The sequence below is a fragment of the Bacillus sp. FSL R9-9497 genome, from assembly GCF_038005805.1.
Taxonomy (GTDB): Bacteria; Bacillota; Bacilli; order Bacillales; family Bacillaceae_G; genus Bacillus_A; species Bacillus_A cereus.
The window spans coordinates 1,000,267-1,027,002 of record NZ_JBBOTY010000001.1 but is presented as its reverse complement, the minus strand read 5'-3'; the positions used below and the strand labels follow the sequence as shown (position 1 = coordinate 1,027,002).

Here is a 26,736-nt window from a genome sequence, read left to right as displayed (position 1 = left end):
CCTCCAATGGGTTTCATTTATATGTTAAAGTTGTATATTTTCTTCTATTACTTCTCTTCAATAGGTGCTAAATTCGCTTCAATCTCTGCACGCTGATTTTCTAAGAACGGTGGTAAATCAAGTTTTTCTCCTAAATGTTCTACATCTCCATCAACTGTAAACCCTGGTCCATCTGTCGCAATTTCAAATAGGATTCCGTTTGATTCACGGAAATATAAGCTTTTAAAGTAGAAACGGTCAATGATTCCTGAAGAATGGAAGCCTCTTTGTTTCACTTGTTCTTCCCAATAGGCAAGCTCTGCATCGTTTTTCACGCGAATTGCTAAATGGTGGATGCTACCGCGGCCTGGTTTTTCAGTAGGACCATCTAAATATTTCACAACGATTTCTCCAAAAGCCTCTCCTTTAATGGACTGAAAAATTGCTTCCTCTTCGCTTCGGCTAACCTCTGTATAACCAAACATCTCTGTAAGTGTACTCGCCATTTTATCAAGTCTACGAACTGTCATTTCCACAGAACCCATTCCTTGAATTTGATGCTTTGCAGGAACTTCTGATTTCTCCCAAGTTTCCCAGTGCTCTACTTTTTCTCCGTTTGAAACGAGTAGTACTAAGCGAAGACCTTCAGCATCCTCAAATTGTAAAGCAGGACGATTTGCATATGTTGTCATCTCACTATGTTTCACATCAAATTTCTCAAATCGTTCTTTCCAGTAATGTAAGCTTTCCTCTGAAGGAACGAGTAATCCAATTCGAGTAATCGCATTTGTACCGCGATATGTTCTTCCTACTAAAGGAATTTCAAAAAATGATAACTCTGTACCCGGACTTCCTGTTTTATCTCCGTAAAATAAATGATACATTGACGGATCATCTTGGTTTACTGTCATTTTCACACGACGTAATCCAAGTACATTTTTATAAAAGTGATTATTTTCATTTGTATTTTTCGTAACCATTGAAATGTGATGATGCCCTTTAATTTTATACATTTGTAATTCCTCCACTTCATTTTACTAGTCAAGTGATGATAAAAAAATAATATGTTTTTTTAGCTGTTCAATTTATTCTCATTATGTTTTTGTAAATTCATCTTAGTTTTTACTGCATAAGTTACTTTCGTTTTTAACTCGAAAACAACTGAGTGTATGTTTTTCATATGACTCAATCGCTTTCGTTACTATCACTTTACAACTCAAGTGATTAAAAAGCAAGTAATTTATCTCAAATTCGAGATATTTTTTTATTGGATAACATTTTGAACTGGAGAATGATAAAGTGAAGGCTAATAATCAGTGGGGGTTTTACTGTCCATTATCGCGGGATAAAGTATTCATACGAAGAGTAGACAACTTCTCCCCTTTAAAAAGGTTTATTACATGGTGAAAAGGAATATTATCCATAAAAGAAAGGGGTTAATTTATGAATAAAAATATATCATTACTGACCTTATCATTATTCCTATATCTATCCGCTTGTTCGACTGAGACAAACACTGGTAGTACATCTACTACTGAACAACCAAAAGGAAAAACTGCCTCAATACAACAAGAGGAAAATCATAAACCTATTTTCTTTCAAGGAAAGGAAATAAAGAAAATTGAGCTTATATCCGCTAAGGTAAAAAATAAAAAAGCAGTTATAAATCTAGAGTTTGATCAAATTATTAAATCCATGGAACATACAGGAATAGATAAGGATCGAGAAAGAGTTATTCCTCTTTTGCTAGATGATGAGGCCAAAGCAAATATTGATTATCAAATGAATGTAAATTACCAAGATGGTTCCAATGAAACATATTTAATTTGGCTAGAGGATAAAAAAGTTGTAATTGCTCGTCAAGATCATGAAGAACAAAAAAATCTAGAACATTACATAATAAGGGATACAGATGCTCAACAAATATTACGTTTATTTAAGAACAATGTAGAATAACAATAAGCTGCCCATATGGACAGCTTATTGTATTTTTTGCTTAACATATTTTTTCTGAAATGCTGGCGGTACTCAATTTAAAAGTTGATATGCCCCCATTCTAGTGGCAAGATATGTTTTATTAGTTCTTCGTTACACCCATGCGAACTTCTTAACTATTTTATTTCATTTTTAATAAAGTGAAACTTTAATCAGTGGGGGTTTTCTTCCCCCCCCACTGATTATCAGCCCTCACCAATCGGACTTTTATGGGCAGCCCGACCCCCACCTAAATTCTTTGCTTTCGCTGAATTTTGAGTTAGGGGTCTTACTGCCCATTAAAGCGGGATAAATTGAAATTTAATGACTTAACATTATGCTTATCTTAGGAGCGAGGTATTTTATCGGTGAGTGTATACAAACCATGTAATGCTTGCTGTTAATAATGCTGACGAAATCAAAGCTGTAAGAACACTATATGTTTGCCACATAAGTATTGTTGACCAATCGAAAGCGCAGCACAGTATACCCAGAGCAATCGTAGCGATCAGGAAAATAACTGTTACGGTTATTCTCTTTTTTGTCATTGGCTGTCGCTCATTCGTTCTCCTTCTGCGTAATCCTAAGAGAAATAGCAAAACGGCCAATAGGCAAAAAATAATTGTGATAGACGACAAAATGATATCCAAAAGCTGTGTGCCGCTTATTTCATATGACTGAGTTAGATTGCCTTCTAATATATCTTTAACTTTTAGTACCATGTTTGTATTGGTATTTGTGCCGTTGCTCAGCAAGGAGACGGCTGTTCGTTCATTTGGCAGTATGACTACTTCGGTTCTGAAATTTGGATTGCCCCCAGTGTGTTCTATAATCGTTTGATCGGCATTTACGGACCAACCTGCCGCATAATACATACCGTTGACAGCCGAAACAGACATATCACCCCTATGTGATTTTTCGATAACCGTGTGAAATATTTCGGGTATGTCCTGCACGATACCCATCTGTATGCCCATCCAACGAGCCATATCTTTTGTATTAGAAATGATGTAGCCTGCGGGTTTATTCCCAGCATAATCCGGAGCTTTAAATGGAGTTGTCATAAAAAAGGAAGAACGGTAGCCCTGTGCCAACTGTCCAGTAGCTTGAGCAGCTTCTTTATAAACATACGTCTGGTGAAGACCTAACGGTTGAAATACCTGTTCCTTCATAAAGTCTTCATAGCTTTGTCGCGACACAATCTCAATAACCAAACCCAATACGTCATAATTAACGGTTCCATAGTTATACTGTTCACCGGGAGGGAACGCCAATTCAGCATCCACGAGCATTTCCACAGTCTTTTGCAACATATCCGGTGTATTGCCTTGTGGAATATTTTGAAGATGCCTAATATTTGTTAGACCACTGGTATGGTGAAGAAAGTTATTTAGTGTAAGACTTTGCATATCAACAGGTTTCCCTTGATACTTTAATGTAAACCAAGGTAAATATTTTTGGACAGGGTCAGTCATTGAAAGCAGCCCTTGCTCTTCCAATAGCATAATACCCATACCGGTAAAAGCTTTACTGACCGAGGCTAACTCATAGAGTGTATTTTCACTTGCAGACAACCCCTTTTCACGGTCTGCATACCCTGAAGAAAAGTAGAACACTTCATCATCAGCAAGTATTGAGATTGACATTCCCGGCACACCTGATATACGACAGGCATCATCTAGCAACGCTTGTATTGCCGCAGATTGCGAATCTGACAACGCATAACTTTGTGTTGCAAATCCTGAGAATAATATAAATATCGTTAATACAAAAACAATAATCTTTTTCATAAACTCTCCTTTTTGGAAAAATTATAAGAGAATAATATAAATAACCTCCTTTTACAACTACGAAACTAAATTTTAATGTATCTTTCTATTCACCTGTATAATATCAAATAATTGCGAATAGTTACACTTGAACGAACAGATGGATGTAATTTGAAACAACTTTAAAGAGCCTTGCTACGTAGAATGTAGTAAGGCTCTTAGCTTTTTAATAATCAAAATTCAATAACTTTATTATCATTATACAACAGCCTCACTAAGCGTATTAACACTTAATGAGGCCACTTTATTCACACTATTAATTATGGAACGTCGGCTTATAGAACGAACGATTATCAAGAGCAAAGACACGCTCTGTGTACTCGCCTGGTTTTGTGCGTCCTAATGCACGGTCCATCATGTTCATTTTTGCATCTAAGTTATCGATGTAATGCAGAATTTCTGCTTCTTTTACTAATGGTGGTTTTGGGCTACCCCATTCTGCTTTTCCGTGGTGAGAAAGAACGATGTGTTGAAGAATCAATACTTCTTCTGCATCGATTTGCAATTCGTCTGCTGCTTTACCAATTTCGTTCACCATAATAGAAATGTGGCCTAGTAAATTTCCTTCTAACGTATACGTTGTAGAAATTGGGCCAGATAGTTCGATTACTTTACCAAGGTCATGTAAAATAACGCCTGCATATAGTAAGTCTTTATCTAACGATGGATATAGATTTGAGATAGCTTTCGCTAAATCAAGCATTGATACGACGTGATAAGCTAGTCCAGATACGAACTCGTGATGGTTCTTTGTCGCTGCTGGATAGTCTAAAAATTCGTTTTGATGCTTATTTAATAAATGTCTTGTTAGACGCTGAATGTTCGGGTTTCTCATTTCAAATATGTATTGCGTAATTTTCTCAACCATATCTTCTTTTTTCACTGGTGCTTTTTCTACGAAGTCTGAGATATCTGTTACTTCATTTTCATTCGCAACACGAATTTGTTTCACACGTAATTGAATACGTCCTTTGTAGTTTAAAATATCACCAGCTACTTTCACGATTGTTTCCGCTACATATTGTTTCTCAACTTCTGGTGATACGTCCCATAGCTTCGCTTCAATGTCTCCACTTGGATCTTGTAAGATTACTGTTAAAAATGGCTTTCCATTGCTTGCGATACCTTTTGTCGCTGTTTTAATTAACAAGAAAATATCGACTTGTTCACCAACTTCATATTCTGCAATTTTCTTTTTCATTCGAATTCCTCCACCAAATCAGTTACTTTTAGTATAGCACACTACAACTCATTTTCTTTACGCATATGTGTTAATTTTATAATCTGTTTTTCTGTAAAATACGCGAGTAAATGCGCATGACATGTAAAGAATATGACTTGTCTATCCTTTGCAATTTCCTTTATAAGTTCAATCGTTCGATTCGTCCTTACCGCATCAAAATGCACGAAACTATCATCAATAATAAATGGATAATCATGTTCGAATGTTTTCGCGAGTGCAAATCTCAGCGATAAATATAACTGCTCCGCTGTCGCTTGGCTTAGTTCATGACTGTAAAAACGCATACCGTCGTTACGTTCAACGATAAACGGTTCTGCCTCTGACGGTGAAAAGATTTTACTATAGCGTCCGCCTGTTAAATAGACGAAATACTCTTCTGATTTTTGTAAAATACGAGGAAGATGAACTTCATGATAATAGTGCTTCGTTTTCGTTAACACTGTCTTTGCGGCCGCATAAGCAGCCCACTTCTTCACTTGTTCACGCACTTGCGCTTTTTTCATTTCCCATTCATGCATTAAATCGCCGTACGTACTACCTTCTTCTAAATTCGCAATTTCCATACGATGTTTCGCAATACGCTCTGTCAATTCTTTCTCTTGCGCCAGACAATTTTGCACGACTGTCATTTCTCTCTTTAATTTCTCTTCATAACCGTCAGCTTCATAATGTTCAGCTAATGATAAACTCGTTAAACCCTGTTCTAACAGATCAATTTGCGGTAATAAACGCCCGACTTGCTGCGCAGCATCTTCACGTTTTTCTGCCAGTTTACCTGCTTTTAAAAACATCTCTTCATCTGTAGAATGTGCGATATGCCATAAACTATCTCGTTCTACTAACAGTTGTTTTAATTGCTCTTGCATGAACTCATATTCTTCTTGCCATTCCACAAGCTTCTCTTTTAACTGCTTACAAGTTTGGCGCTTTTCTTTCTCATTTTGCATACGGATTTGCGCCTCGTGCAGCTTACTATACTCCGCACTACCGATAACAGTTTCTAGTTTATGTTCAAATTGCGAAATCATTTCATATAATGAAGATTTCCGCTCACTTTGTTTCTCTAACTCGCGATATAATTGCTGCATTTTTCCCATACGCTCAAACGCCGGCAATATGTGTGCATACGTATAAAATTCAGGGAACATATAGCGCACTTTATACACATCGACTTGTTCTCCCGCCTGGAACTTTTCTCTCTCCCATTCCTCATACGATGAAACGACTTTATCATACGCTCGTTCCAACTGCTGTAACTTATACGACTCGCGCTCAAATAACTTCCGAACCTCTTCATCTTTTTCTAACTGATAACGAACAGACATCGCTTCTTCACTTTGTCTCCCGCCAGCACTTTGCTGAAGTGTAAGGAACTCTTCTTGTAATCCACTTGATGGATCTTTATATAAAACAAGGGCGAGAACAATCCCTACAAAAACAATGACACTAATAAATAAGAGCGCTCGGTTATCTATAAATAAGCTTGTGAATAAAACAAGCGTGTTAATAAGAAGTAACAGAAGACAAACTCTTTGCCACTGCTTTTTCTTTTGCTTAGCTGCTCCTGCTTTTTCCTCATACTTACGCTTCATTCTCTCTGCGCCCATACCGATAAACGCCGCATCTTGGAATGATTTCTCTTTCTCAACTAACACATTTCTCTCTTCATCCACTAACATTTGTTTCTTAATCTGTCTTATATTTTCTTCTTGTTCTTCTAATTGCTCTTGCGCTACTTTAAAACGATCATCAAGCTGTGCTTTTTGCGTTTCTAATTCACGCGCCTTTTGCACTGTTTGCGTAATTAACTCTTTCGTTGCCAAACTCATATCAAACGACAGAACTGTTTCCTTTTCAAAAGTAGCACCAATTTGTTGTTCTAGTTCTGCGATTTCTTCTTTTATATTCGTAATACTTCCTGTCATATCACGCATTTCTTGGCGTGCATTTTCGTAAGACATATGCTGCATACGAAGTTCTTCTACATAACTTTCTTTTTGTAAAAAATCCTCATCTATTTGAATTGATTCTATTTCCGATTGCACATTCTCAATTTTTTTATAGAGCGAATCAACTTGTAATTGGAGCGGCTCCATCTTCGCTTTAATTCCTTCATAACGCGCCATTCCGTTTACAGGAAACTGCCCGCTCTCGTTCTCTAACACTTTCTCATGCGCACGTTTTTCAATAACGAGTGGCTCAAGCGCTGCTAATATTTCATAATCTTGCTTTCGTTTTTCTGCACTCTCTTTTTCCCCGCGAACAGAAGCAAGCTTCTCTTCACTTTCTTTTAACTGCTCCACTTGTTTTTCATACGTGCCGATTTTCCCTTGCCACTCTTTCATCTTCTCTTCAAGTTTCTTCATCTCTTGCAATGACACGTTAATTTCTGGTTTACGACCACTCGGCTTGAAGCGCTGGTCCATTTCTTTTTCTAGCTTTTTATCTAACTGCAATAGCGCATCACTTCCGACTGCACTTGCCGAAAATAAATAATTGCCAATATCCGCTTCGCCGAGCTGATGAATGTTTTGAAGGCCATGCATATCAAATGAAAAGACAGATTCAAATAAACTTTCATTCATCCCGCTTAATATATCGTTTAAAATTTCTTCTCCGCCCGTTTTCCCGTCTTCAAAATAAACGATCACCTCGCCAGCTGCCGTCTTTGGCAATCGCTCAATTTTCAAACGACCGTACTGCTCCGTTTGCACAATGATCGCACCGCCATATTTTCCGCCTTCTTTCGGCTCATAACGGCGCTGTCCTCTCGTCGGAAAACCGAATAAAATACTTTTCATAAATGAGCGAATTGTCGATTTCCCCGCTTCATTTTCACCGTATAACACTGTCAGCAAGGAAAGATCCATTTCCACATTTTCTAATTTTCCGTACCCATAAATATGGAGTTTTTCAATTCTCATTTTTTATCCCTCTCTTGCTGGAATAATTGTTCTAAAATAATATTTTCTGCTTCCTTCTGAACCTCTTTCTTCTCTTCTTCTGTAAAAGATTCAATACTATTACGCGCTACAGGAGATGTCCAAATAGTTCGCAATACTCCGTCCATATTAGTGAAAGCTTCTAACTCCTTTAGCACACTACCGACGAAATGATTTTCCGCTTTCAAACGTTCGATTTCCGCAAAAGAAACCGTCTCATTTTTCCACTTCATCGCATATACGAAGTCTTTTCGCTCTTCTCCAGATGCTAAAATGTGAAAAATCTCTTCCACACGCTTTTCGTCGCGCAAATAAGGGGAAAGTGGGCCTTGTCCTGTAAATACGACAGTTAATAACGTACCTTCCTCTTCTCTTCGGCATTCATTCATCGCAGTAGATATGCTTGTCATAAGTTCATCAACAGTTTCAAGTCCATCAATACAAACTTCGATTTCATCCCATACAACATCTGCCGTATGGAAAAATGAACACTGCGTTCCTTGTTTCGTAAGTTCAATAAGGTACGCACCCTTCTCGCCTGTTTCCTTACGATGACGACCTTGTATGTTCCCTGGATAAATAATGTATGGTTCTTCTGATAAAATTTCACGTTTATGTATATGGCCAAGAGCCCAATAATCAAACTGTTTTTCTTTCAACTCACGAATTTGAAACGGTGCATAGCGGTTATGCTCTGCATCTCCTTCCACACTTCCGTGAAGCATACCAATATGAAAAGTCGCATCACTCATTTTCGTATACTGCGCTGTCATATTATCCGTTACCGCTTGCTGCAAATAACTAAAACCATAAATAGAAGCTAATAGCTCACCATTTTTATAAAATGATTTCTCTTCTACATAAGGCTCAGTAAATACATGAACATTTTCCGGAAACTCAATTGCTGCCCAGCTTCCCCCTAAATGATCATGGTTACCGTGAATAATAAAAACAGGGATATTGTATTGCGAAAGTCTCTTCATTTGCTCACGCACAAACACTTGCGCCCTCAAACTTCTCGTCTCCGCATCATACAAATCCCCAGCTAGTAATACGAAATCAACGCGCTCTTGAATCGCTTTATCAACAATACGCTCAAATGATTCAAACGTACTTTGCTTCATTCTCTCCCAAACAGACTGCGCAACATTCATCTCCATCCCTTTAAACGGACTATCCAAATGCAAATCAGCCGCATGTATAAACTTTACTTGTTTCACAAATAACGATCCTTTCTATCTTTCAAAAGTTTCATTTTATCAAAATTAAAATCGCTGAAAACTAATAATTATCGAGAATAAAAATATTCTCGATGATTAAAGTTTCATTCTATTTTACCACGCAATGTCATATATTTCTTTGCATATTGTAGCATTTTATGCCAAAATAATTATAAGATTCTGATTTTAATTATTGGAGGGAATTTTCATGGGAGTATACGTTCTAACAGTCTTTGAAAAAGATGGTTCAAAAGCATTAGACGAATCATTCGAGGCGGCAACTGAAAAAGAAGCAAAAGCAAAAGGTGAATCTATTTTACAAGAAAAAGGATTGTATGAAAAAACACATCGCTGTACATCTACTGCAGGTAAGCTCGTTTTATTCCAGCGCTAAAAAAAGAAGCGTCATCCGCTTCTTTTTCACTCTACTATATCTTCGTCACACCACGTAAACACCACATCTAGAATGCGATTACCGATACGTACGCGTTTATTCCATTTACCTGTTTGGATCTGATGTTGCAATTCTGCTTTCATCTTTTCCGTCCAGTCGTGAATCGTTTCACTACCGTCGTACGGATATACGCCTGGAAACTCTTCCTGCAGTAGATGCAAGCTCTCTGCATCAAAATGAAAATGGAAGAAGTAGTTTGCTGTAAGCGATGGTTCTTGCAATTGTAAAAAATGATCATCAATTTGCTTTCTATTTCGATAGAAAGTAAAGATATTCACTTTACCGCTAGTAATTTGGTCAATTTGAATTTCGTGCTTCTCTATAATCACGTCTTGTCCACCTCGTTGTATACTATCTTTAGTATATATGTCTTTTGCAACAAAGTTAACCATTTTCGTGCGAAATTCATTTCCTTCATTATAATTCCTGTACCTCCATATGTAATCAGGATAAATAAAAACAAAGTTGAAGGGGAGCGATCACATGTATTTCGGAAGCAAAGGTTGGTATGTAAAAGAACTTAAAAAATTAGGTATCCGTACTTATGAAGGTAAAAAACTAGAATCTTATCGTACGCATGTGTTGTCTAGTTTACTTGAGAGAATGAAGAAGGCTTCGGCTTAATAGAATAGCAAGAAGTAAACCTGAATATTGGTAAATGATAAAAAACACCTCCTAAATTCGCATACTAAGTATGCAAATTAAATGGAGGTGTTTTTATTAGTTTCACTTTTTCAGGGGCTCTTCAGTTTTCATAAAATATTTTTTGTTTCCGCTGAAACGGATAAGTTTTAATCTCAGCTGTATCTAAATTTTCATGGAATAAATGAATAGCTATAATTTGTCTACAATCGTAGGTATGGTAATAATATGTTCCAGATTCCATACACATTGCACTCGTATAGATGGTATTATCTAATGTTCCGTCTTCTGTTATTACTGCCCCTTTAGGGACCTCACAATTTGATAAGATATGAAAAATAGCCGATATCCCCTCTTCTTCGTTCTCTATACCTTGAATGTTTTGTTTGCCATATGCTGCCCGCACAAATCTTGATGGCGGGGTAAAATCTCCAGGAAGTCCCATCGTTCCTGAACCTTGGCCAAAAGCACTTAATGGTACATCTCCCCACTCCGTTGGCGCAAATGGCTGCGATTTAAGTCCAATATATTGTCTTAAATTTTGTAAATGCCAATTAAACTCCGGACTATTAGTCATCACTCCTAATGGATTGTCATACATTTTTAGTCCATCAGTTGTCGGCTCAAGTACAATACAATCTCCCCATTTATCTGCTAAAATCCAATGTAGCGGTGGGGTAATTCCTAAAACTGGTAATGGTATATCTATAAGGGAAATGTTATCAACAGATTTTTTTAACTCTTCAACAGAATTAAATTGCGTGAGGCTCCAAGCCACAAAATCAAATGGCGCTAAATTCGTTTTATGGTTATCTATACTGTTACTATAAGTAGCGAATCCCGGGAAATAGAGAGTGGCACACGTCATACCAGCTTCATTTACTCCGTCCGCCATAATGACCCTTCCTTCATGATTAATTCCCATTCCGACAACAGCCTTTTTCGCTCGGATAGTTTCACCAGTTATATTGTTCCACTGATAACGCCGAGGAATGATTATTACTTCCTGATTCATATCTAATGTGAAATCCATTGTTCTCGCAAAAAGATGTTGGAAATTTTTAGTTTGTAACGTCAAACTAGTACACATGAAGAAATCCCCCCATTTTATAGTTATATACACATTTTATAAAATTCTGATAAATACGTAAATTAAAAACCCTATTTATCACTAACAAAGTAACCACCCAAACTAAAAATGCTATAATAAATCCAATCAAACTAAGGGGGCAAATTACTTTGCTTGGAACATGCATTCAATTTCATAAGTTTGGCAATCCAAAAGACGTATTACAAGTTGAATATAAAAATATAGAACCACTGAAAGATAATGAAGTTTTCGTCCGTATGCTAGTTAGACCGATTAATCCATCTGACTTAATTCCCATCACAGGAGCGTACGCTCATAGAATTCCTTTACCTAACATACCTGGCTATGAAGGTGTTGGTATTGTAGAAAATGTTGGCGCTTTTGTTTCTCGAGAGCTTATCGGTAAACGAGTGTTACCTTTACGCGGGGAAGGTACTTGGCAAGAATATGTGAAGACATCAGCTGATTTTGTAGTCCCTATTCCTGATTCCATTGATGATTTCACAGCGGCACAAATGTATATTAATCCCCTTACGGCGTGGGTTACTTGTACAGAAACGTTAAACTTACAGCGTAATGACGTTTTATTAGTGAATGCTTGTGGGTCCGCTATTGGACATCTATTTGCGCAGTTATCCCAAATTTAAAATTTCCGATTAATTGCCGTTACAAGAAATAATAAGCATACAGAAGAATTACTGCGCCTTGGTGCTGCATATGTAATTGATACTTCCACTGCCCCGCTTTATGAAACTGTTATGGAATTAACAAACGGGATTGGTGCGGATGCTGCGATTGATTCTATCGGAGGACCGGATGGAAATGAATTAGCTTTTTCCTTACGTCCAAACGGGCATTTTTTAACGATCGGTCTTCTATCAGGAATACAAGTGAACTGGGCCGAGATTGTCACAAAAGCAAAAGTACACGCAAACATATTTCATTTACGACATTGGAATAAAAATGTGTCAGCATATAAATGGCAGGAGACGTTTCGTCACTTAATTCGTCTAGTAGAAAATGAGCAATTACGTTTTATGAAAGTCCATTCTACATATGACTTAGCGGATGTGAAAACGGCGGTTGATGTTGTGCAATCTGCGGAGAAAACGAAAGGGAAAGTTTTTTTGACGGGTTACTGACTACAATTGAAGGAGTCTTTTTGATTGGCCATTTAAATAGACTAGATAGTACGTTTAGGAACACCTAATTGTAAGTATCTGGTATAATCCTATTAAAAGGTGAAAGGAGATTTTCACATGTGGCTAATCACGGCAATCGCGCCTGTTGTAATAGTTGGTGGAATTGTAGTATTTGTAATTAAAAGATTGGAACATAAATATAAGAACGGAAAATTAGGTAAGAAAAAATCTCAAAAAGCTCAACTGTTATTAGATAGTTTCATACCTATGGGAATGCTTGTCGGCTGTATGATTGGTTTGATTTCCGGTATGTTTTCCCCAGATTTCTCACTGTTTTCCATTAGTTTAGGGTCTGGAATAGGCTATTTATTTGGTTATTTCGCCTATGAAATTTATAGCAAGACAGGCAACAATTTTTCATAATCCAAAAAGAATAAGCGGAACAGTACATAATCGTCATATAAAATATGTACTGTCCTTTATTGTTGCATCAACATTATCACCTTACCTTCCACATCCTATACACCTTTTTTATTGACTTTCCTCTCCTCCCTCTTTTGTATATCCACTTTTTTATTTTCATTGGATCTATACCCATAGTAAAGTAGAGCACATGTAATAACTGAACCTACAATATATCCTAAAAAACACCCTAACCAAAACATAATGTAACCGCCTCTATTCATTATAAATTTTCTGTAATACAACCCTTTACATGCTCAATCGTTTATTTCTATAAACTATACACTCTCGTTATTCATACCATTATTTCTCCCCTTACCTCAAATAACAATTTTTTTATTTATCATAAAGTTAACACTCTCGTTAAACAAATATAAAGATTGCTGTATTTCTTACTTTTCTCCTTGAAAACGATATATACTATATTTGAAATAAGCGGGTGCGTCTGCTTAGTATCTAAATTCCCGTGCAATACCCCCAATCCTAGCATCTTTTACAATAACGTTTTGCTTATTTTTTGTACTTATAATACGCCATCAACTCTTCTTCATTTTAACTTTAATCATGAAACAAAAAAATCCCCTCAAAGCATAAACTTCAAGGGGTGAGCCTGTTTTTTATTTACTTATATACGTACAGCTGTACCACTTACAGCAACCATTAACATTCCATCACGAACAACTTCGTAATCTACGTCAACACCAACGACAGCGTTCGCACCTTTTTGTTTTGCAAGTTCTTTCATTTCATCCATTGCGATATCACGTGCTTCTTTTAGTTTGCTTTCGTAAGAACCAGCACGACCACCGACAACATCACGAACAGAAGCGAATAAATCGCGGACAATATTTGCACCCATAATAGCTTCACCATTTACAATATCGATATACTCAATAATTTCTTTACCTTGAATTCCAGACGTTGTTGTTACAATCATGACTGACACTCTCCTAATAAGTTGTAGTTTGAATAAGCTTTCTTATGTCTTTATTATGACATGGAAAAAGTAACTAATCTATTGAATTACCTTACAGGAGTGTGACAATTTTGTAAGAATGAAACGGCTATTATTTAATAAAGCGCTTTTACGTTAGGATACATAAACGATTTTCTATTTTCTTTCCAATCCTTTTCCACTTCTTTAAAGGTTGGTCGCCCTAATTCTTCATTGTTTTCCTGTTTACTAAACCATTTCTTTACATACTTCTCTCCATTTTTATTTTGAACCGTACAAAGGAAACTATTACTACTATCCTTTAATATTTTTACAATCACGAAAAGACACCCCTTCTCTCTTAAACTTGATCTTTTACTATAAGCCCTTCCTCTCTTATAGTCATACGACTCCTCGGCCGCGCCAAAGTTGTAAGATCAAAAACGATATTCACTATGTTTAATATGTGACGTACATATTATTTAAAGAAATCAGAGTTATAAGCATTATGCTTATCAAATATTTTATAGATTTCTAACTTATCATCTAATTTTGCATCTACTAAAATTAATATATTTCCATCGTAAATGTATTCTTCATACTTTTTAGCATGTTCTTCTGGAATTCCTAATCCGATAAATGCTCCTATTAAACTTCCAGCTCCTCCGCCAATACCGGCTCCCCCAATAGCTGCCGCGATAGGTCCCGCTGCTACAATTGGGCCCAGTCCAGATACGGCAAGTACACCAAGACCTGTTAATAAACCACCGAGTCCGCCTACTACTCCTCCTGCTACAAGCCCTGTTGCTGAAAAGATATCTGCTTTATGTGCAGTTTCATTCTTAACTTTTTCACCGGATTTTTCTTCAAGGTGTTCAATTTCCTTTTGATCCTTTGCAATAGCTGAAATGTTATCTGCTGAGTATCCTTTTTCATTTAATTCATTAATAACGAGTGCCGCATCATCAATTGTTCTAAAGACACCTACTATTTTTCTATCTACATTCATAACTATTAACCTCCTAAAGTTTTATATAATGTATCTTTATTTTTCTTCATTTCTGTATACACTAATCTTCTTATTAACATAACCATTTACGAAAAAAGCGAATAGTAAAAGCACTACAAGTGAACTACTTAACAAGTAAATTAAATCAAATGTAATATCAATCATCATTTCATTCATGTATACCAGGCTCCTTTTTATTTAAAGTAAAAGTATATTTTAATAGACTAATCTACTAAACATAGACATCTTACAATTCATCTTCAGTTAATCTCTTTGTAGTATATGTATACCCTTCCTAACCTTTTCTAAACGTAAAAAACTATAATTATATTTTTTCTTATTTATATGTTTAACACTTTTTAAAACGGGTATGTTTATATTGTTATGCTTACTATATGGAAAGGAATATTACGATGAACGCCATTCACTCTACTACTATTTCTTATAATGAAACACCTACAATAACTCAGATTCATCATTTTTATGCTTTAATGACAACATTTCAAACGAATGTATTTATAAGTAAACACGGAACACTTACTTCTATTAAAAACTTAAGCACATTAGTATCCTTTTTCCTTACCGTAAAAAAGAGAGAGCTTGTATTATTTATCTTTGAAGGAATAGATGCAAAAAAAGCTTTAAGAACACTCTTTCCTTCTTAAAAGTTTTGTTATCCCCTATTCCCTCGATTGTTACTTTTCATATATAGTTTTATATTTCAAAATGATTTCCTCTATGAAAAACGAGCCCCCTAATACAATAGGGGGATTTCTAGTTTGGCCTTACGAAAACTGATATAATATATATTACGTTTTCATTCTTTACGATTGAAAACTTTTAATAATCTTGAAGGTAGGAATTTCTAATGAAATCGAAAGCAAAATTTAGTATTCGTTACAAAATTATGGCTGGTTATTTAGTTATCATTTTGTTCTTACTTATTTCTTTCATTATGTTAAACAATGGGATTTCCAGTTTACAAAAATCTCGTAATTTTATTATTGATCACGATTTTAAAGTTCTTAATTTAACGAATCAAGTGGAGAAAGATTTACTAACAATTGAAAATAAAGCGAAAGGATTTATCACTTCTAATGATACAAATTACGTTCAATCCCTTAACGCTGCGGAAAAGGATTACGAAAAACATTATCAAAATCTTTTAGCTCTATTAGAGGATAACCCTTCTCAGCAAGAAAAATTAAAACAGATTAATGAAAACATTAATAATTGGGTTAATAAAGAGATTCACCCATTCATTACGAATCACAATAGTAATAACGTACAAGCAATCGACACGACTCAAATTCAATCATTACAATCGCAACTAACTAACTTCCGTAGTGTAGAGGAGCAACTAACGAAAAAAAGAGCTGCACAATTAGATACTGAGAATAATAAATTAGAGATTTGGTTATACAGCTTATTGTTCTTACTTTCTTGTATTTCCATTATCATTTCACTCTATATTTCGAATTCCATTACAAAAACGATTAAAAATGTAATTCAAGTTATTAAATCCATTTCTTCTAAAGAAAAAATTACGGAAAGAATTCATGTGAACAGCCATGATGAAATAAAAGATTTGGCTCATACAACGAACCATTTACTAGACGAAATATCGAAAAGAGAGTGGTTGCAAACTGAGCTTGCAGAATTAATTTTAATGTATCAAGGTGTATCTTCTATTGAGATGTTAGGTAACAAAATTCTTAGTGGAATGATACAAAAAACGCAAACTTCTTGCGGTGCATTTTATGTACGTGAAGAAATTGAAGAAACTGTCTACTATGTGAAAAAAGCTTCTTTCGCCGGTCAAGGTCCTGATGTTGGAAAACAGTCCATTAAAATGGGTGAAGGCTTAATTGGGCAATGTGCTTTAGAAAAACAAAGCTTTATTCTTCGAGAAATACCAGAAGAATTTCGTTATGTTACTAGCGGATTATTAGAAATACGCCCTAAAAACCTACTAGTCATCCCTATCTTATTTGAAGATGAAGTGATCGCAGTGATGGAGTTAGTAAGTGTAACTGAGATTTCAGACTTACATCAAGAATTAATTCAACAAACCGTTGATAATCTAGGTTTAACAATCCATAGCATTATGGGACGTATGCGAATTCAAACCCTTTTACATGAATCACAAGCAATGACAGAAGAGCTGCAAGTTCAATCAGAAGAATTACAAACGCAAGCTGAAGAACTACAAATGCAAGCCGAAGAATTACGAACAACGAATGAACAACTAGAGTCTAGAACGGAAGAGGCGGAGCAAAAGACAGCTGACTTACAAATTACTAAATCAGAATTAGAAGAAAAAGCAAGTGAGTTATTACGTAGCTCAAAATACAAATCAGAATTTCTAGCAAATATGTCTCATGAATTACGCACACCGTTAAATAGTATTTTACTATTATCTGAAATGTTAAAAGAAAATCATGATAATCATTTATCCGACGATGAAATTGAATTAGCAACTGTCATTCATTCATCAGGAAAAGATTTACTTACTTTAATTAATGACATACTTGATTTATCGAAAGTAGAAGCTGGGAAACTAGATGTGATTTTCGAAGCAACGAATATAAGTGATATGGCAGCAAGTATGCATCAAAACTTCTTACATATCGCTGCACAAAAAAATGTCGAATTTACGATTAAAGACAGTGACACCATTCCGGATTTGTTTTATACAGATGCAAAACGGATTGAGCAAATTATTAAAAACTTATTATCCAATGCATTTAAATTCACCGAAAAAGGATCCGTTTCTTTACATTTCGATTCAATAGAAATAAGTAATTTGAGTCATGATATGCAGTCTATAAGTAATGATTGGATGAAAATTTCGGTAAAAGATACTGGTATTGGTATCTCTAAAGAACAGCATCAACTTATTTTCGAAGCCTTTCAACAGGCAGATGGTGCAACGATTCGAAAATATGGTGGTACAGGCTTAGGATTATCTATTTGTAAAGAGTTTGCTAGACTGTTAGGTGGTTGGATTACGTTAGAGAGTCATGTAGGAGAAGGCAGTACTTTCACTGTATATATTCCTAACCTTCCAAATGGATTAACTGATATACAAGTATCCAATTTAGAAGTTGCAGCAACGATAGAAGATGTTATTCCTGCTGAAGTTGTGGAGGAAACTATCGTTACTACCGAAACAAATAACGTCTTCCAAGAGAAAACTATTTTAATTGTCGATGATGATCACCGAAATATATTTGCATTACAAAATGCATTAAAAAAACAGCATGCCAACATTATTACTGCCCAAAACGGCATAGAGTGTTTAGACATACTAAAAAACAATACAAATATTGACCTTATTTTAATGGATATTATGATGCCGAATATGGACGGTTATGAAACGATGGAACATATCCGAATGAACTTAGGGTTAAGTGAAATACCTATTATCGCATTAACTGCGAAAGCAATGCCAAATGATAAAGAGAAATGTTTATCTGCTGGCGCTTCAGATTATATAAGTAAACCATTAAATTTACATCAACTCTATTCGGTAATGAGTGTATGGTTAATAAAATAAGTGAGGTTTAGTTGGAGTGGAAAATAAGTATTATAATTTTGATCCATCTGTAGATATGGATAAGCGCATGAACTTAGAAATTGAATTACTATTGGAAGCGGTATTTAAACTATCTGGCTTCGATTTTCGCCAATATGCTCGCACATCTATTTATAGAAGAATTTGTAATAGAATGCAGATCTCTAATATTCCAACCATTTCAAAGTTAATTGAAAAAGTAATTCATGAGGAAGGGTTTTTAGAACAGTTATTAAATGATTTCTCCATTAACGTAACTGAAATGTTTCGTAACCCTAATTTTTTTAAAGCGCTAAGAGAGCATGTCATTCCTGAATTAAAAAAGTATCCTGAAATTAGAATTTGGCACGCCGGATGCGCAACTGGTGAAGAAGTATTATCCATGTCCATCTTACTTCACGAAGAAGGATTAAGTGAAAAAGCTGTTATTTACGCAACAGATATGAATACAAATGTGTTAGAAAAAGCAAAACAAGGTATCCTTCCGTTAAATAAAATGCAAACTTATACGAAAAACTATTTACAAGCTGGCGGTACACAAGCATTTTCTAACTATTATTCAACAGATAATCGTTTTGCTTATTTTAATCCATCACTGTTACAAAACATTATTTTTGCACAGCATAATTTAGTAACTGATCAATCTTTTAACGAATTTCATATTATACTTTGCCGTAACGTTTTAATTTACTTTACGAGTAAACTTCAAAACCAAGTACAGCAACTATTTTATGAAAGTTTAGGTCACAACGGATTCCTATGTTTAGGAAATAAAGAAACTCTTCGTTTTTCCGATATAATGCCGCATTATATCCAATTTAATCCGAACGAACAAATCTATCAAAAAATACAATAAAAGCGTATGAAATCCTTATTTGGATTTCATACGCTTTTTATTTCGCATTCGTTTGTATCATAATGAGGCACATATCATCTGATTGTTCTTTCTTCTGTTCTTCCTTATAAAACCCTTCTATCTCTTCTTCTAAATCTCCCCATTTCCTTTCTGTAAAAGCACGTAATTTCTCTTCAGACTCAAATTCATCATTTGCAATCGCTTCAAGAACACCATCTGTAAACAATATGATTTGAGCGTTCTTCTCAAAAGGTATAACTGTCTTTTTAACTTTTATTTCATCAAAAAATCCTACCGCGCAACTCCCGCGATTCAGTTCAACCATATTTGTTTCATCAACTAAAACGTATCCAGCAGGATGTCCTGCATTTACATATTCAATTGTTCTCTTTTCTGTATCCACTACTAAGTATATCGTTGTAAAATAATATGGAATATTGTCATTCTCATTATGTAAAAGAGTCATATATTTATTTAAGTCTTTAATGACGAGTTCTGGATCGATTAAAGATTTAATCGTTTCACGTAATACAGACGAAATAAACATACAAACTAATGAAGCAGATATACCATGTCCCATCACGTCTAATAATATAATACCGTAGCGGTTTTCATCGATTTTATACCAATAATACATATCTCCAGCTAGTTTGAATGAAGGTAAATAGCTTGCTTCAATTTTTATATGATTTTCTCTTAATGGGCTACTTAATAAATTTCTTTGTACTTGCGTAGCTAAATCTAGTTCATTCCGAAGATTTTCTTCTTGTTCTTTATGCCAATTTAATTCCGATTTCAAGCGTAACGCTACACGCATACGTGCTAATAGTTCAACTTTATTTATAGGTTTCGTAATATAATCCATTGCCCCCATATCAAGAGCTTCGGCCAATTTATTGGCATCCTCTAAAGCTGTAACAAAAATAATAGGGATATCTTTAAACTTCTCCTCTTTTTGTAATCGCCTACAAACTTCAAGTCCATCAATTTCAGGCATCATAATATCTAATAGTATTAAATCAATTTCATTATGCCTGGAAGAATCTTTTCCAAAATGTATATATTCGAAGAGCTCTTGTGCAGAATTGAGTGATACAAGATCATGATATCCGGCTTGTTTTAAAATCTTCTCAATTACAAATATGTTAACCGGATTATCATCAACAATTAAAATGGACACAAGTTATTTCCCCTTTTCTTATTTAAAATGTAAATCTATTATCATTTTCTATTTTTCTAGTATTACATAATCAGTTACAAAATGAAAATTTCTTACTCAAACATATTTATACAACAAAAGAACAAACCCCTAGAAATAGGAATTTGTTCTTTCACTCTATAAATTTCTACTTTTAATTTAACACCATTGCTTTATCATTTAAAAGACGATCTAATTCTTCCATATGATTAGTTTCATCTGCAATCATATCTTCTAGTTTTACAACTAACTCTGTCATATTTAATTTCGCTGCCTGTTCTTTTCTCATTTCATAACGCTTAATTGTTTCATATTCTGATTGTCTAGCGGATTCTAACATTTCTCGAACATCTTCTACTTGTTTCACTGGTAAAGGGATTGTAGTAGGTGTACCACCTAACGTCTTAATTTTCTCCGCTAAATATAGGGCATGTCCTTGTTCATCACTAATTTCAGATTCAAAGAAAGGTTTTAACACTTGTCTATATATACCAGAAACTGTAGCTGCATTATGGTTATACATAATAATTGCTGAGTATTCTCCTGCTAAATCTTCATTCAATCCTTCGATTAGTTCTTTCACATCGTGTGACATTTTTATATCTCCTCCTATACTTAATAACTACCCCTTTTCTCATGTTTTAAACATAGCTCTTTAAAATTTTTATGTATCTAAAAACGCTGCTTGCTTCAATTTACTTATCGCTTGTCTTTTAATACGAGAAACGTGCATTTGTGAAATACCTAACCGTTCCCCTGTATCTTTTTGATTTAAATTTTCTCCAAATATATAATGAATAACACTCTTTTCTGTCTCATTTAATACGTTAAAAATATCCTTTAAAACGAGACGCCTTTCTGTCTCTTCATATCCTTGCTCTACTTCACCTACAGATTCAATCCTCGCTACCGAACTGCCATCAGATGAATTTTCAACTACATCATCTAAGGAAGATACGCGATAATTATTTTTCGCATCCATAATTTCTAGCACTTCCTCTTCGGATAGTCCTAAATGATCTGCAATCTCTATAATTTTCGGTGAACGCTGCAAACGATCTGTTAGCTCCTCTATCGCAAGTCTAATCTTCCCGCCTAAATCTTTAATTCGCCTTGGAACGTGAATACCCCAAGTTTTATCACGTAAATATTTCTTTATTTCGCCTACTATTGTAGGTATTGCAAACGGCTCAAAAGCATTCCCTATCGAATAATCATACCTTCTTATTGCACCTAAGAGCCCTAACATTCCTACTTGTATAATATCTTCATGCATCGGCCCACCTTTTGAATAGCGATATGCAATGGAGTATACAAGATTTTTATAGTGATTAACCAATCTTTCCTGTGCTTCATCACATTGGTTTTGTTGGAAGTCTGCAATTAGTTTAATAACGTCTTCTTTAGTAAGATTTGTAGGTTGAGATTGGATTTCCATCATTCTCCACCTGCTCTCTTTGTATATATTTTGTCATTAAAACTGTCATGCCCTCATCATGCATAATTTGTATATCATCCATTAACGTATTGATTAAATATAAACCTAAACCATTTTCTGGCAAATGCTCTACTGATTTATTAATATCATACGGACCAACTTTACTTTTTAAGCTATTAAAATCAAAGCTAACTCCATTATCCGCAGCCATAATTTCTAATCGATCTTCATATAAGCCAAAGACAATTGTAATTTCTCCAACGTCTTCTTTATATGCATGTTGTACAATGTTTGTACATGCTTCACTAATAGCAATTTTCATATCTTCTATATCGTCATAAGCAAAGCCCATTCGATTCGCAACACCAGCCATTGTTAAACGAATAATAGCCACATATTCTGCTTTTGCAGGAATTTTCATTTCTATCTTTTCAAATCTCTCCATCATCCCTAGTCACCTTCTTTCTACTTTTTCAAAATCGGAATTCAAATTTAATATTTCTGTTAGTCCTGTGATATCGAATAATCTTTTTAGTCTTTTAGATACACCAATAAACTCTAGCTTTCCATCATTTTTCTTAATTGCTTTTAATAGAGCTATAAACACGCCTAAACCTGTACTATCCATATACTCTACCTCAGTAAAATCTACTACAATATGAACCTCTTTTTCGCTTGCAATAGGCATAATCTTATTTTTCAAATCTGATGCCGTATATGCATCAATTTCACCATTAAGTTGTACTGTATAACCTACATCATTTTGCAAAATATTTATTGCCAAATTCATCATTTCCGCCCCCTTATCTCAAACTCTTACTATTTAATTACCCATAAAAATTAATTTTAAACATATTTTTTTATTTTCATTATAAATAAATTTTCTACACCTTTCTCGGCTTAACACTTAAATCGTACTAATAAATGTTTAAAACTTATAATTTTGTGTATGTATAATGTATAAACATTATTTTTAGGGGGATCTATCTATGGAAGAGCACAACTTTAAAAAGGGAGATTTTGTTCAATTTTCTTATCGACACGATCATGCTACAAAATTAATTGGTTCCATTATTAACATACTAACGAATACAATTGTAGTAGATATCGGTAATAGCGAAGACTTATCTCATATAGAACCGAGGCAGGTCGTAAGGATAAATAATTGTGAAAAAGTAACGATGGTTTAATACATAATGAACACTCCCCCACTTAGCAAAGCTTGAAGTGGGGGTTTCTAACGTTTCGACCTAACGGACGATTAACGTCAGGGGAGTTAACACATTAGCGAGCTGTTTCACGCCTAACCCCTCTATCCCATTTGTCCATGCATTTGGGATTACTTTTCGTAAAATGTTAGCCGCAGCATTTACATCTGCATTAATTAAAGTTTTATTTGCTGAACGATATATGCCGCGCTTTATTCGTTTTCCTGAAAAAGTTGTATTTTGGTCATTTTCTCCATACGTTGGAATGAAGTCGTTATCCAGAAAACTTGCTTTCGATGTATATGATTCTTCAGTTACAACAACTTGAATGCCTACAGCATTTGCTTTGTATGTAATCATTTGAATCAGTAAACTATGTGGGATATGACAAAACGATTGGTTATTTCTTTTTCCCATATTCATTTTTTGTTTCCAGCTTTTGTTTTGACCAATAACGATTTTACAAACTTCTTCTTCTTGAGCTAGTTTTACAATACGGTGACTAACTTTATGGAAGACGTCTTTTATTTTCAAGTAACGTTTTTGATGAAGTTTTTCTATCCTTTTAGAAGTAAAAGGTCCTTCATTCGTTTGTTTTCCATTTCTAAGAATGCTTGTAAAATGACTCTTCATTTTATTGTAATATTGATTTATGCTTTTGATATGTTTGCCCTTAACAAGGACAGGTTTTATACCTGTGTTTGTTACGATGGTTGCAAGGTTATCAATACCTAAATCAATACTCATATAACGAGCATTCTCTTCAATCATTTGTTGTTCAGAAGGAACATCAATTACCAATTCCACTACATATTCATTGTATTTTGGAATCACACGAACTTGTTTCAGTTTACCTTCAGTGAAACCTAATTTCCCAATATTTAATTGCAATTTCGTCTTTGGAAACTTTAAAAATCTATCGTTTTTAATGATGCAATCTTGGTTTGTATACAGAATCTCTTTTTCAGAAGAACGAATATACTTTGGAATCCTAGGCATTCCAGCATATTTGTTTGGATTCTTTTTATAGTCTTTTAAACTAGCAAAAAAAGATTTCCAATTTTGGAACAAACCTTTCATGATTGATTGGCTACATTGCGTAGGCAAAGCTCGATAATCATTTTGAATCATAGCCTTAAATAGTGCATCTAGAAAGTTGTAATCTACATAAGGTTTTTCAAAATTAGGTTCTGAAAACAAATTACATGTAATCTCTTTCTGTTCTTCTTTAGGCTTTAATTTCTCTTTTTCCAATTTCTTCTGATAGGCAAGACGTTGTGTGTCATTCATCTTACCAATATTTTTATGAATATTATCCAGAACTTCTTTTTGCAAAGGCTGCAACTCTTTTTCTTGTGTTAATCCAGTGTACACCTGGCGTATATAAAAGTTTGTGGTGTTGTACATGTTCTTAGCGTTATGACAACATTCTTGAAAATAAGAATACATACGATGCCCTTTTTTAATCCAAATTTGAAGAGTTTTATAGTTTGACGGATTTTCCTTTGTCATTTTATTCACCTCCTTGTTAAGGATATTATAGCAAAAACAGAACATATGTTTCTTTTATTTTCTTGAAAATAAAATATTTCTTTCGATTCACCTCACCACCTTCACTTACGTTTAGAAGTGGGAGTCCTCTCGAAAGGCATATGATAGAAAGTGTAATTTTAATAAGCGGGGGCCTTCATCCCCCGCTCATTTCTATGCAGATTACATAAAAAAACATCCAATTATTTTAATCGGATGCTTTTTTATGTATATTTATCAGTTCATTAACTTTATAGCTATATATAATAAACTTAAGATTACTATTTATTATCATACTTACGCTTTCCGCAGCATTCTAGAAACGAATGTAACGATTAAAATAAAGACGATTGCACCTAATAAAGCTGGAAGAATAAAGATGCCTCCCCATTCAGGACCCCAATGACCAAATAACGCACTACCTACCCAAGATCCGATTAATCCGGCAATCACGTTACCAACTATACCTAACGGAAAGTCTTTTCCTGTAATCATTCCAGCTAACGCACCAATAAGTCCACCTACAATACACGTAATAATAAGTCCCACAATTAAACCTCCTATATTCGTTTTATATTGGATTCATCAAGCTTTAGTATGTAACCAAAGCTTGATGAACATATATTATTCTTTATTATCCAATTCATCACTTATCTTTTGTTTCACTTTTCCGACTTTTTCTTTTATCGTTCCCTTCGTTTTTTCCCACTTCCCTTCATTTTTCAACTCTCTATCTTCTGTAACTTCACCAATTCCTTCTTTTACTTGTCCTTTTTTCTTTTCAACTTTACCTTTAACTTGTTCTTTTAGTCCGTTCTCACTCATATTTACAATCTCCTTTTCGTAATAGATTTATAGATTTACAGGATACAAATTTAAATAGAATACATGCATCTTCTTTCTTGTAACCATTCACCGACTCTTTCTAAATCCTTAACGAATAACAAGATTTTTCCTTCATCCAGCTTTTCTTCGTAGAAGTTCGCCTCTTCCTCATTAAGCCCTAACTCTTGCATCTTATTTCTTAACTGATCTCCCGTGTTTTGAAAGACGTTAATAATGCTTGTCCCAAGTCCCTCCTCTTTTATCCCAATTGTATTCACGTCTGCATTGTCTGCGATTCTATCTGTCCTCTCTTTCTCATGTGTTAATACGTAAATATCTTTTTGGTCTATCCCTTTCTTCACTAGATCATTCGCCGCATTCATGACCTCTTTCTCCGTAATAAATTCATATACAAAAGGTTTACTATACTTCGTTTCCATCTTTAACTTCCTCCTTTAAAATGAATTATTTGTTATATTATATGTAGTACACCCATTTTCGAAATGTTAAACATAAAATATGAAAAAAGTTATGTGAATTTTGATTTTAATAGAGAATGAACATCATCATTTACCTCTTTAAAACATCTTCTCCTTACAATAACTACCTAAATTAACAGAAAATTGTTATAATTAAACTTGAGGAGGGATACTATGAAAAAAATCATATCTATATGCGCTCTAACCGCTTTATCTTTCACCTTAATAGGTTGTACAAGTACCTCGGCTACAGATAAAGCTTCACAAGTTAAGCAAGAACATACACAAAATACCTTTCAATTAAATTCCGCTAATATTACAGACATTGAAATACTGAAAACAACAAATCATACTACTTCCAAATCTCAAACAGATAATGAAAAAATGATACAATCTATCGTTTCAGCAGTTCAAAATGGAACACCTAAAACAATCACTTTAGATCAAAAAAAGAGAGAATCTGCACATTCTACTATTACTGTTACATATAAAGATGACTCAAAAGAAGAATTTCTTGTGTGGGCTGATAATAAGGAGCAAATTACGATTGCTAAAGATGAGAAGAAAGATAAGGTAGAAGGTGTGATAGTGAATATTAAAGATGCTAAAATAATGAAGGATTTCTTTTAAAATTCTAGTTAACGTTAAAAAAAGTAGGATTACATCCTACTCTTTTTTTAATCATGCTCAATAAATAGACCTTTA

Annotated in this window: 29 protein-coding genes and 1 pseudogene; 10 read left to right on the top strand and 20 right to left on the bottom strand. The window is 34.6% G+C overall.

Translation table 11 applies throughout. The features are described from left to right. Window positions 1-47: 47 nt before the first annotated feature. Window positions 48-992 carry a ring-cleaving dioxygenase gene (locus MKY21_RS05365; protein ID WP_000276688.1) on the bottom strand — a complete coding sequence of 315 codons (945 nt, stop codon included), beginning with the start codon at window positions 990-992 and terminating at the stop codon, window positions 48-50. Window positions 993-1,422: 430 nt separating this feature from the next. Here MKY21_RS05365 and MKY21_RS05360 point away from each other — a divergent pair, with 430 nt between their 5' ends. Beyond that, on the top strand, window positions 1,423-1,935 hold the full coding sequence (locus MKY21_RS05360; RefSeq protein ID WP_001038846.1) for a hypothetical protein: 513 nt from the start codon (window positions 1,423-1,425) through the stop codon (window positions 1,933-1,935). A gap of 380 nt (window positions 1,936-2,315) precedes the next feature. Here the strand turns inward: MKY21_RS05360 and MKY21_RS05355 are convergent, their stop codons facing one another. The 4 genes from MKY21_RS05355 to MKY21_RS05340 form a co-directional block, all read right to left on the bottom strand. After that, the gene (locus tag MKY21_RS05355; protein WP_000720973.1) at window positions 2,316-3,743 is read right to left on the bottom strand and encodes a serine hydrolase domain-containing protein; all 1,428 of its coding nucleotides are present in this window, start codon (window positions 3,741-3,743) and stop codon (window positions 2,316-2,318) included. 295 nt (window positions 3,744-4,038) lie between these two features. Beyond that, the gene (yhaM, locus tag MKY21_RS05350; RefSeq protein ID WP_000726639.1) at window positions 4,039-4,983 is read right to left on the bottom strand and encodes a 3'-5' exoribonuclease YhaM; all 945 of its coding nucleotides are present in this window, start codon (window positions 4,981-4,983) and stop codon (window positions 4,039-4,041) included. 41 nt (window positions 4,984-5,024) lie between these two features. Next, the gene (locus MKY21_RS05345) at window positions 5,025-7,949 is read right to left on the bottom strand and encodes an ATP-binding protein (RefSeq protein WP_341075671.1); all 2,925 of its coding nucleotides are present in this window, start codon (window positions 7,947-7,949) and stop codon (window positions 5,025-5,027) included. Next, window positions 7,946-9,187: a metallophosphoesterase family protein gene (locus tag MKY21_RS05340; RefSeq protein WP_086391666.1), complete on the bottom strand. Its 1,242-nt coding sequence runs from the start codon at window positions 9,185-9,187 to the stop codon at window positions 7,946-7,948. Before MKY21_RS05340 ends, MKY21_RS05345 begins: the two co-directional genes overlap by 4 nt. 208 nt (window positions 9,188-9,395) lie before the next feature. Here MKY21_RS05340 and MKY21_RS05335 point away from each other — a divergent pair, with 208 nt between their 5' ends. Next, window positions 9,396-9,581 (top strand): YhzD family protein, encoded by a 186-nt coding sequence (locus MKY21_RS05335; protein ID WP_000539552.1) that lies wholly within the window; start codon window positions 9,396-9,398, stop codon window positions 9,579-9,581. A 26-nt stretch (window positions 9,582-9,607) separates the two neighbouring features. Here the strand turns inward: MKY21_RS05335 and MKY21_RS05330 are convergent, their stop codons facing one another. Beyond that, the gene (locus tag MKY21_RS05330) at window positions 9,608-9,970 is read right to left on the bottom strand and encodes a hypothetical protein (protein ID WP_000582773.1); all 363 of its coding nucleotides are present in this window, start codon (window positions 9,968-9,970) and stop codon (window positions 9,608-9,610) included. Window positions 9,971-10,124: 154 nt separating this feature from the next. Here MKY21_RS05330 and MKY21_RS05325 point away from each other — a divergent pair, with 154 nt between their 5' ends. Further along, window positions 10,125-10,265: a YflJ family protein gene (locus MKY21_RS05325; protein ID WP_000273536.1), complete on the top strand. Its 141-nt coding sequence runs from the start codon at window positions 10,125-10,127 to the stop codon at window positions 10,263-10,265. A 121-nt stretch (window positions 10,266-10,386) separates the two neighbouring features. Here the strand turns inward: MKY21_RS05325 and MKY21_RS05320 are convergent, their stop codons facing one another. Beyond that, window positions 10,387-11,373 carry a choloylglycine hydrolase family protein gene (locus MKY21_RS05320; RefSeq protein ID WP_000337592.1) on the bottom strand — a complete coding sequence of 329 codons (987 nt, stop codon included), beginning with the start codon at window positions 11,371-11,373 and terminating at the stop codon, window positions 10,387-10,389. Between the two features lie 149 nt (window positions 11,374-11,522). Between MKY21_RS05320 and MKY21_RS05315 the strand changes: the two are divergent. Together MKY21_RS05315 and MKY21_RS05310 are read left to right on the top strand one after the other, a co-directional pair. Continuing rightward, window positions 11,523-12,515, top strand: a pseudogene (locus tag MKY21_RS05315) (zinc-dependent alcohol dehydrogenase family protein). Between the two features lie 117 nt (window positions 12,516-12,632). Next, entirely contained in the window at window positions 12,633-12,938 is a 306-nt protein-coding gene (locus MKY21_RS05310) for a hypothetical protein (protein ID WP_000266269.1), read from the top strand. 664 nt (window positions 12,939-13,602) lie between these two features. Here MKY21_RS05310 and MKY21_RS05305 read toward each other — a convergent pair. From MKY21_RS05305 to MKY21_RS05290, 4 genes are all read right to left on the bottom strand, one after another. Continuing rightward, entirely contained in the window at window positions 13,603-13,914 is a 312-nt protein-coding gene (locus MKY21_RS05305) for a YbjQ family protein (protein WP_000637512.1), read from the bottom strand. Window positions 13,915-14,048: 134 nt separating this feature from the next. Beyond that, the gene (locus tag MKY21_RS05300) at window positions 14,049-14,252 is read right to left on the bottom strand and encodes a DUF4028 family protein (RefSeq protein ID WP_000635857.1); all 204 of its coding nucleotides are present in this window, start codon (window positions 14,250-14,252) and stop codon (window positions 14,049-14,051) included. 137 nt (window positions 14,253-14,389) lie between these two features. Then, complete coding sequence (locus MKY21_RS05295) at window positions 14,390-14,920, bottom strand: general stress protein (RefSeq protein ID WP_341075666.1); 531 nt, start codon at window positions 14,918-14,920, stop codon at window positions 14,390-14,392. A gap of 36 nt (window positions 14,921-14,956) precedes the next feature. Next, window positions 14,957-15,097 (bottom strand): hypothetical protein, encoded by a 141-nt coding sequence (locus MKY21_RS05290; protein ID WP_001004567.1) that lies wholly within the window; start codon window positions 15,095-15,097, stop codon window positions 14,957-14,959. A 236-nt stretch (window positions 15,098-15,333) separates the two neighbouring features. On the opposite strand from MKY21_RS05290, the gene MKY21_RS05285 reads away from it, so the two are divergent. From MKY21_RS05285 to MKY21_RS05275, 3 genes are all read left to right on the top strand, one after another. Further along, window positions 15,334-15,585 (top strand): hypothetical protein, encoded by a 252-nt coding sequence (locus MKY21_RS05285; protein WP_000991358.1) that lies wholly within the window; start codon window positions 15,334-15,336, stop codon window positions 15,583-15,585. A gap of 203 nt (window positions 15,586-15,788) precedes the next feature. Then, entirely contained in the window at window positions 15,789-18,479 is a 2,691-nt protein-coding gene (locus MKY21_RS05280) for an ATP-binding protein (RefSeq protein ID WP_061663650.1), read from the top strand. Between the two features lie 16 nt (window positions 18,480-18,495). Beyond that, entirely contained in the window at window positions 18,496-19,353 is an 858-nt protein-coding gene (locus tag MKY21_RS05275) for a CheR family methyltransferase (protein WP_000429024.1), read from the top strand. Window positions 19,354-19,390: 37 nt separating this feature from the next. On the opposite strand, the gene MKY21_RS05270 is transcribed toward MKY21_RS05275, so the two are convergent. The 5 genes from MKY21_RS05270 to rsbV form a co-directional block, all read right to left on the bottom strand. Beyond that, window positions 19,391-20,533 carry a fused response regulator/phosphatase gene (locus MKY21_RS05270; protein ID WP_061663651.1) on the bottom strand — a complete coding sequence of 381 codons (1,143 nt, stop codon included), beginning with the start codon at window positions 20,531-20,533 and terminating at the stop codon, window positions 19,391-19,393. A gap of 172 nt (window positions 20,534-20,705) precedes the next feature. After that, the gene (locus MKY21_RS05265; RefSeq protein WP_000017753.1) at window positions 20,706-21,146 is read right to left on the bottom strand and encodes a ferritin-like domain-containing protein; all 441 of its coding nucleotides are present in this window, start codon (window positions 21,144-21,146) and stop codon (window positions 20,706-20,708) included. A gap of 69 nt (window positions 21,147-21,215) precedes the next feature. Further along, window positions 21,216-21,992 (bottom strand): RNA polymerase sigma factor SigB, encoded by a 777-nt coding sequence (gene sigB, locus MKY21_RS05260; protein ID WP_086391665.1) that lies wholly within the window; start codon window positions 21,990-21,992, stop codon window positions 21,216-21,218. Continuing rightward, complete coding sequence (gene rsbW, locus MKY21_RS05255) at window positions 21,955-22,437, bottom strand: anti-sigma B factor RsbW (protein ID WP_001999230.1); 483 nt, start codon at window positions 22,435-22,437, stop codon at window positions 21,955-21,957. The genes sigB and rsbW overlap by 38 nt, the downstream gene beginning before the upstream one ends. Window positions 22,438-22,443: 6 nt before the next feature. Further along, window positions 22,444-22,782 (bottom strand): anti sigma b factor antagonist RsbV, encoded by a 339-nt coding sequence (gene rsbV, locus MKY21_RS05250; protein WP_001999229.1) that lies wholly within the window; start codon window positions 22,780-22,782, stop codon window positions 22,444-22,446. 196 nt (window positions 22,783-22,978) lie between these two features. Here rsbV and MKY21_RS05245 point away from each other — a divergent pair, with 196 nt between their 5' ends. Continuing rightward, window positions 22,979-23,179 (top strand): methyltransferase, encoded by a 201-nt coding sequence (locus MKY21_RS05245; protein WP_000390990.1) that lies wholly within the window; start codon window positions 22,979-22,981, stop codon window positions 23,177-23,179. Between the two features lie 60 nt (window positions 23,180-23,239). Here the strand turns inward: MKY21_RS05245 and MKY21_RS05240 are convergent, their stop codons facing one another. The 4 genes from MKY21_RS05240 to MKY21_RS05225 form a co-directional block, all read right to left on the bottom strand. After that, complete coding sequence (locus tag MKY21_RS05240) at window positions 23,240-24,709, bottom strand: RNA-guided endonuclease InsQ/TnpB family protein (protein ID WP_086391664.1); 1,470 nt, start codon at window positions 24,707-24,709, stop codon at window positions 23,240-23,242. Window positions 24,710-25,024: 315 nt separating this feature from the next. Continuing rightward, complete coding sequence (locus MKY21_RS05235; protein ID WP_016117352.1) at window positions 25,025-25,276, bottom strand: GlsB/YeaQ/YmgE family stress response membrane protein; 252 nt, start codon at window positions 25,274-25,276, stop codon at window positions 25,025-25,027. Between the two features lie 75 nt (window positions 25,277-25,351). Beyond that, window positions 25,352-25,552 (bottom strand): CsbD family protein, encoded by a 201-nt coding sequence (locus tag MKY21_RS05230; protein ID WP_001293468.1) that lies wholly within the window; start codon window positions 25,550-25,552, stop codon window positions 25,352-25,354. A 50-nt stretch (window positions 25,553-25,602) separates the two neighbouring features. Continuing rightward, window positions 25,603-25,992, bottom strand: coding sequence for a general stress protein (locus MKY21_RS05225; protein ID WP_000448812.1), 390 nt, complete (start codon window positions 25,990-25,992; stop codon window positions 25,603-25,605). A 213-nt stretch (window positions 25,993-26,205) separates the two neighbouring features. Between MKY21_RS05225 and MKY21_RS05220 the strand changes: the two genes are divergently transcribed. Continuing rightward, window positions 26,206-26,661: a hypothetical protein gene (locus MKY21_RS05220; RefSeq protein ID WP_000720862.1), complete on the top strand. Its 456-nt coding sequence runs from the start codon at window positions 26,206-26,208 to the stop codon at window positions 26,659-26,661. Window positions 26,662-26,736 lie beyond the last annotated feature (75 nt).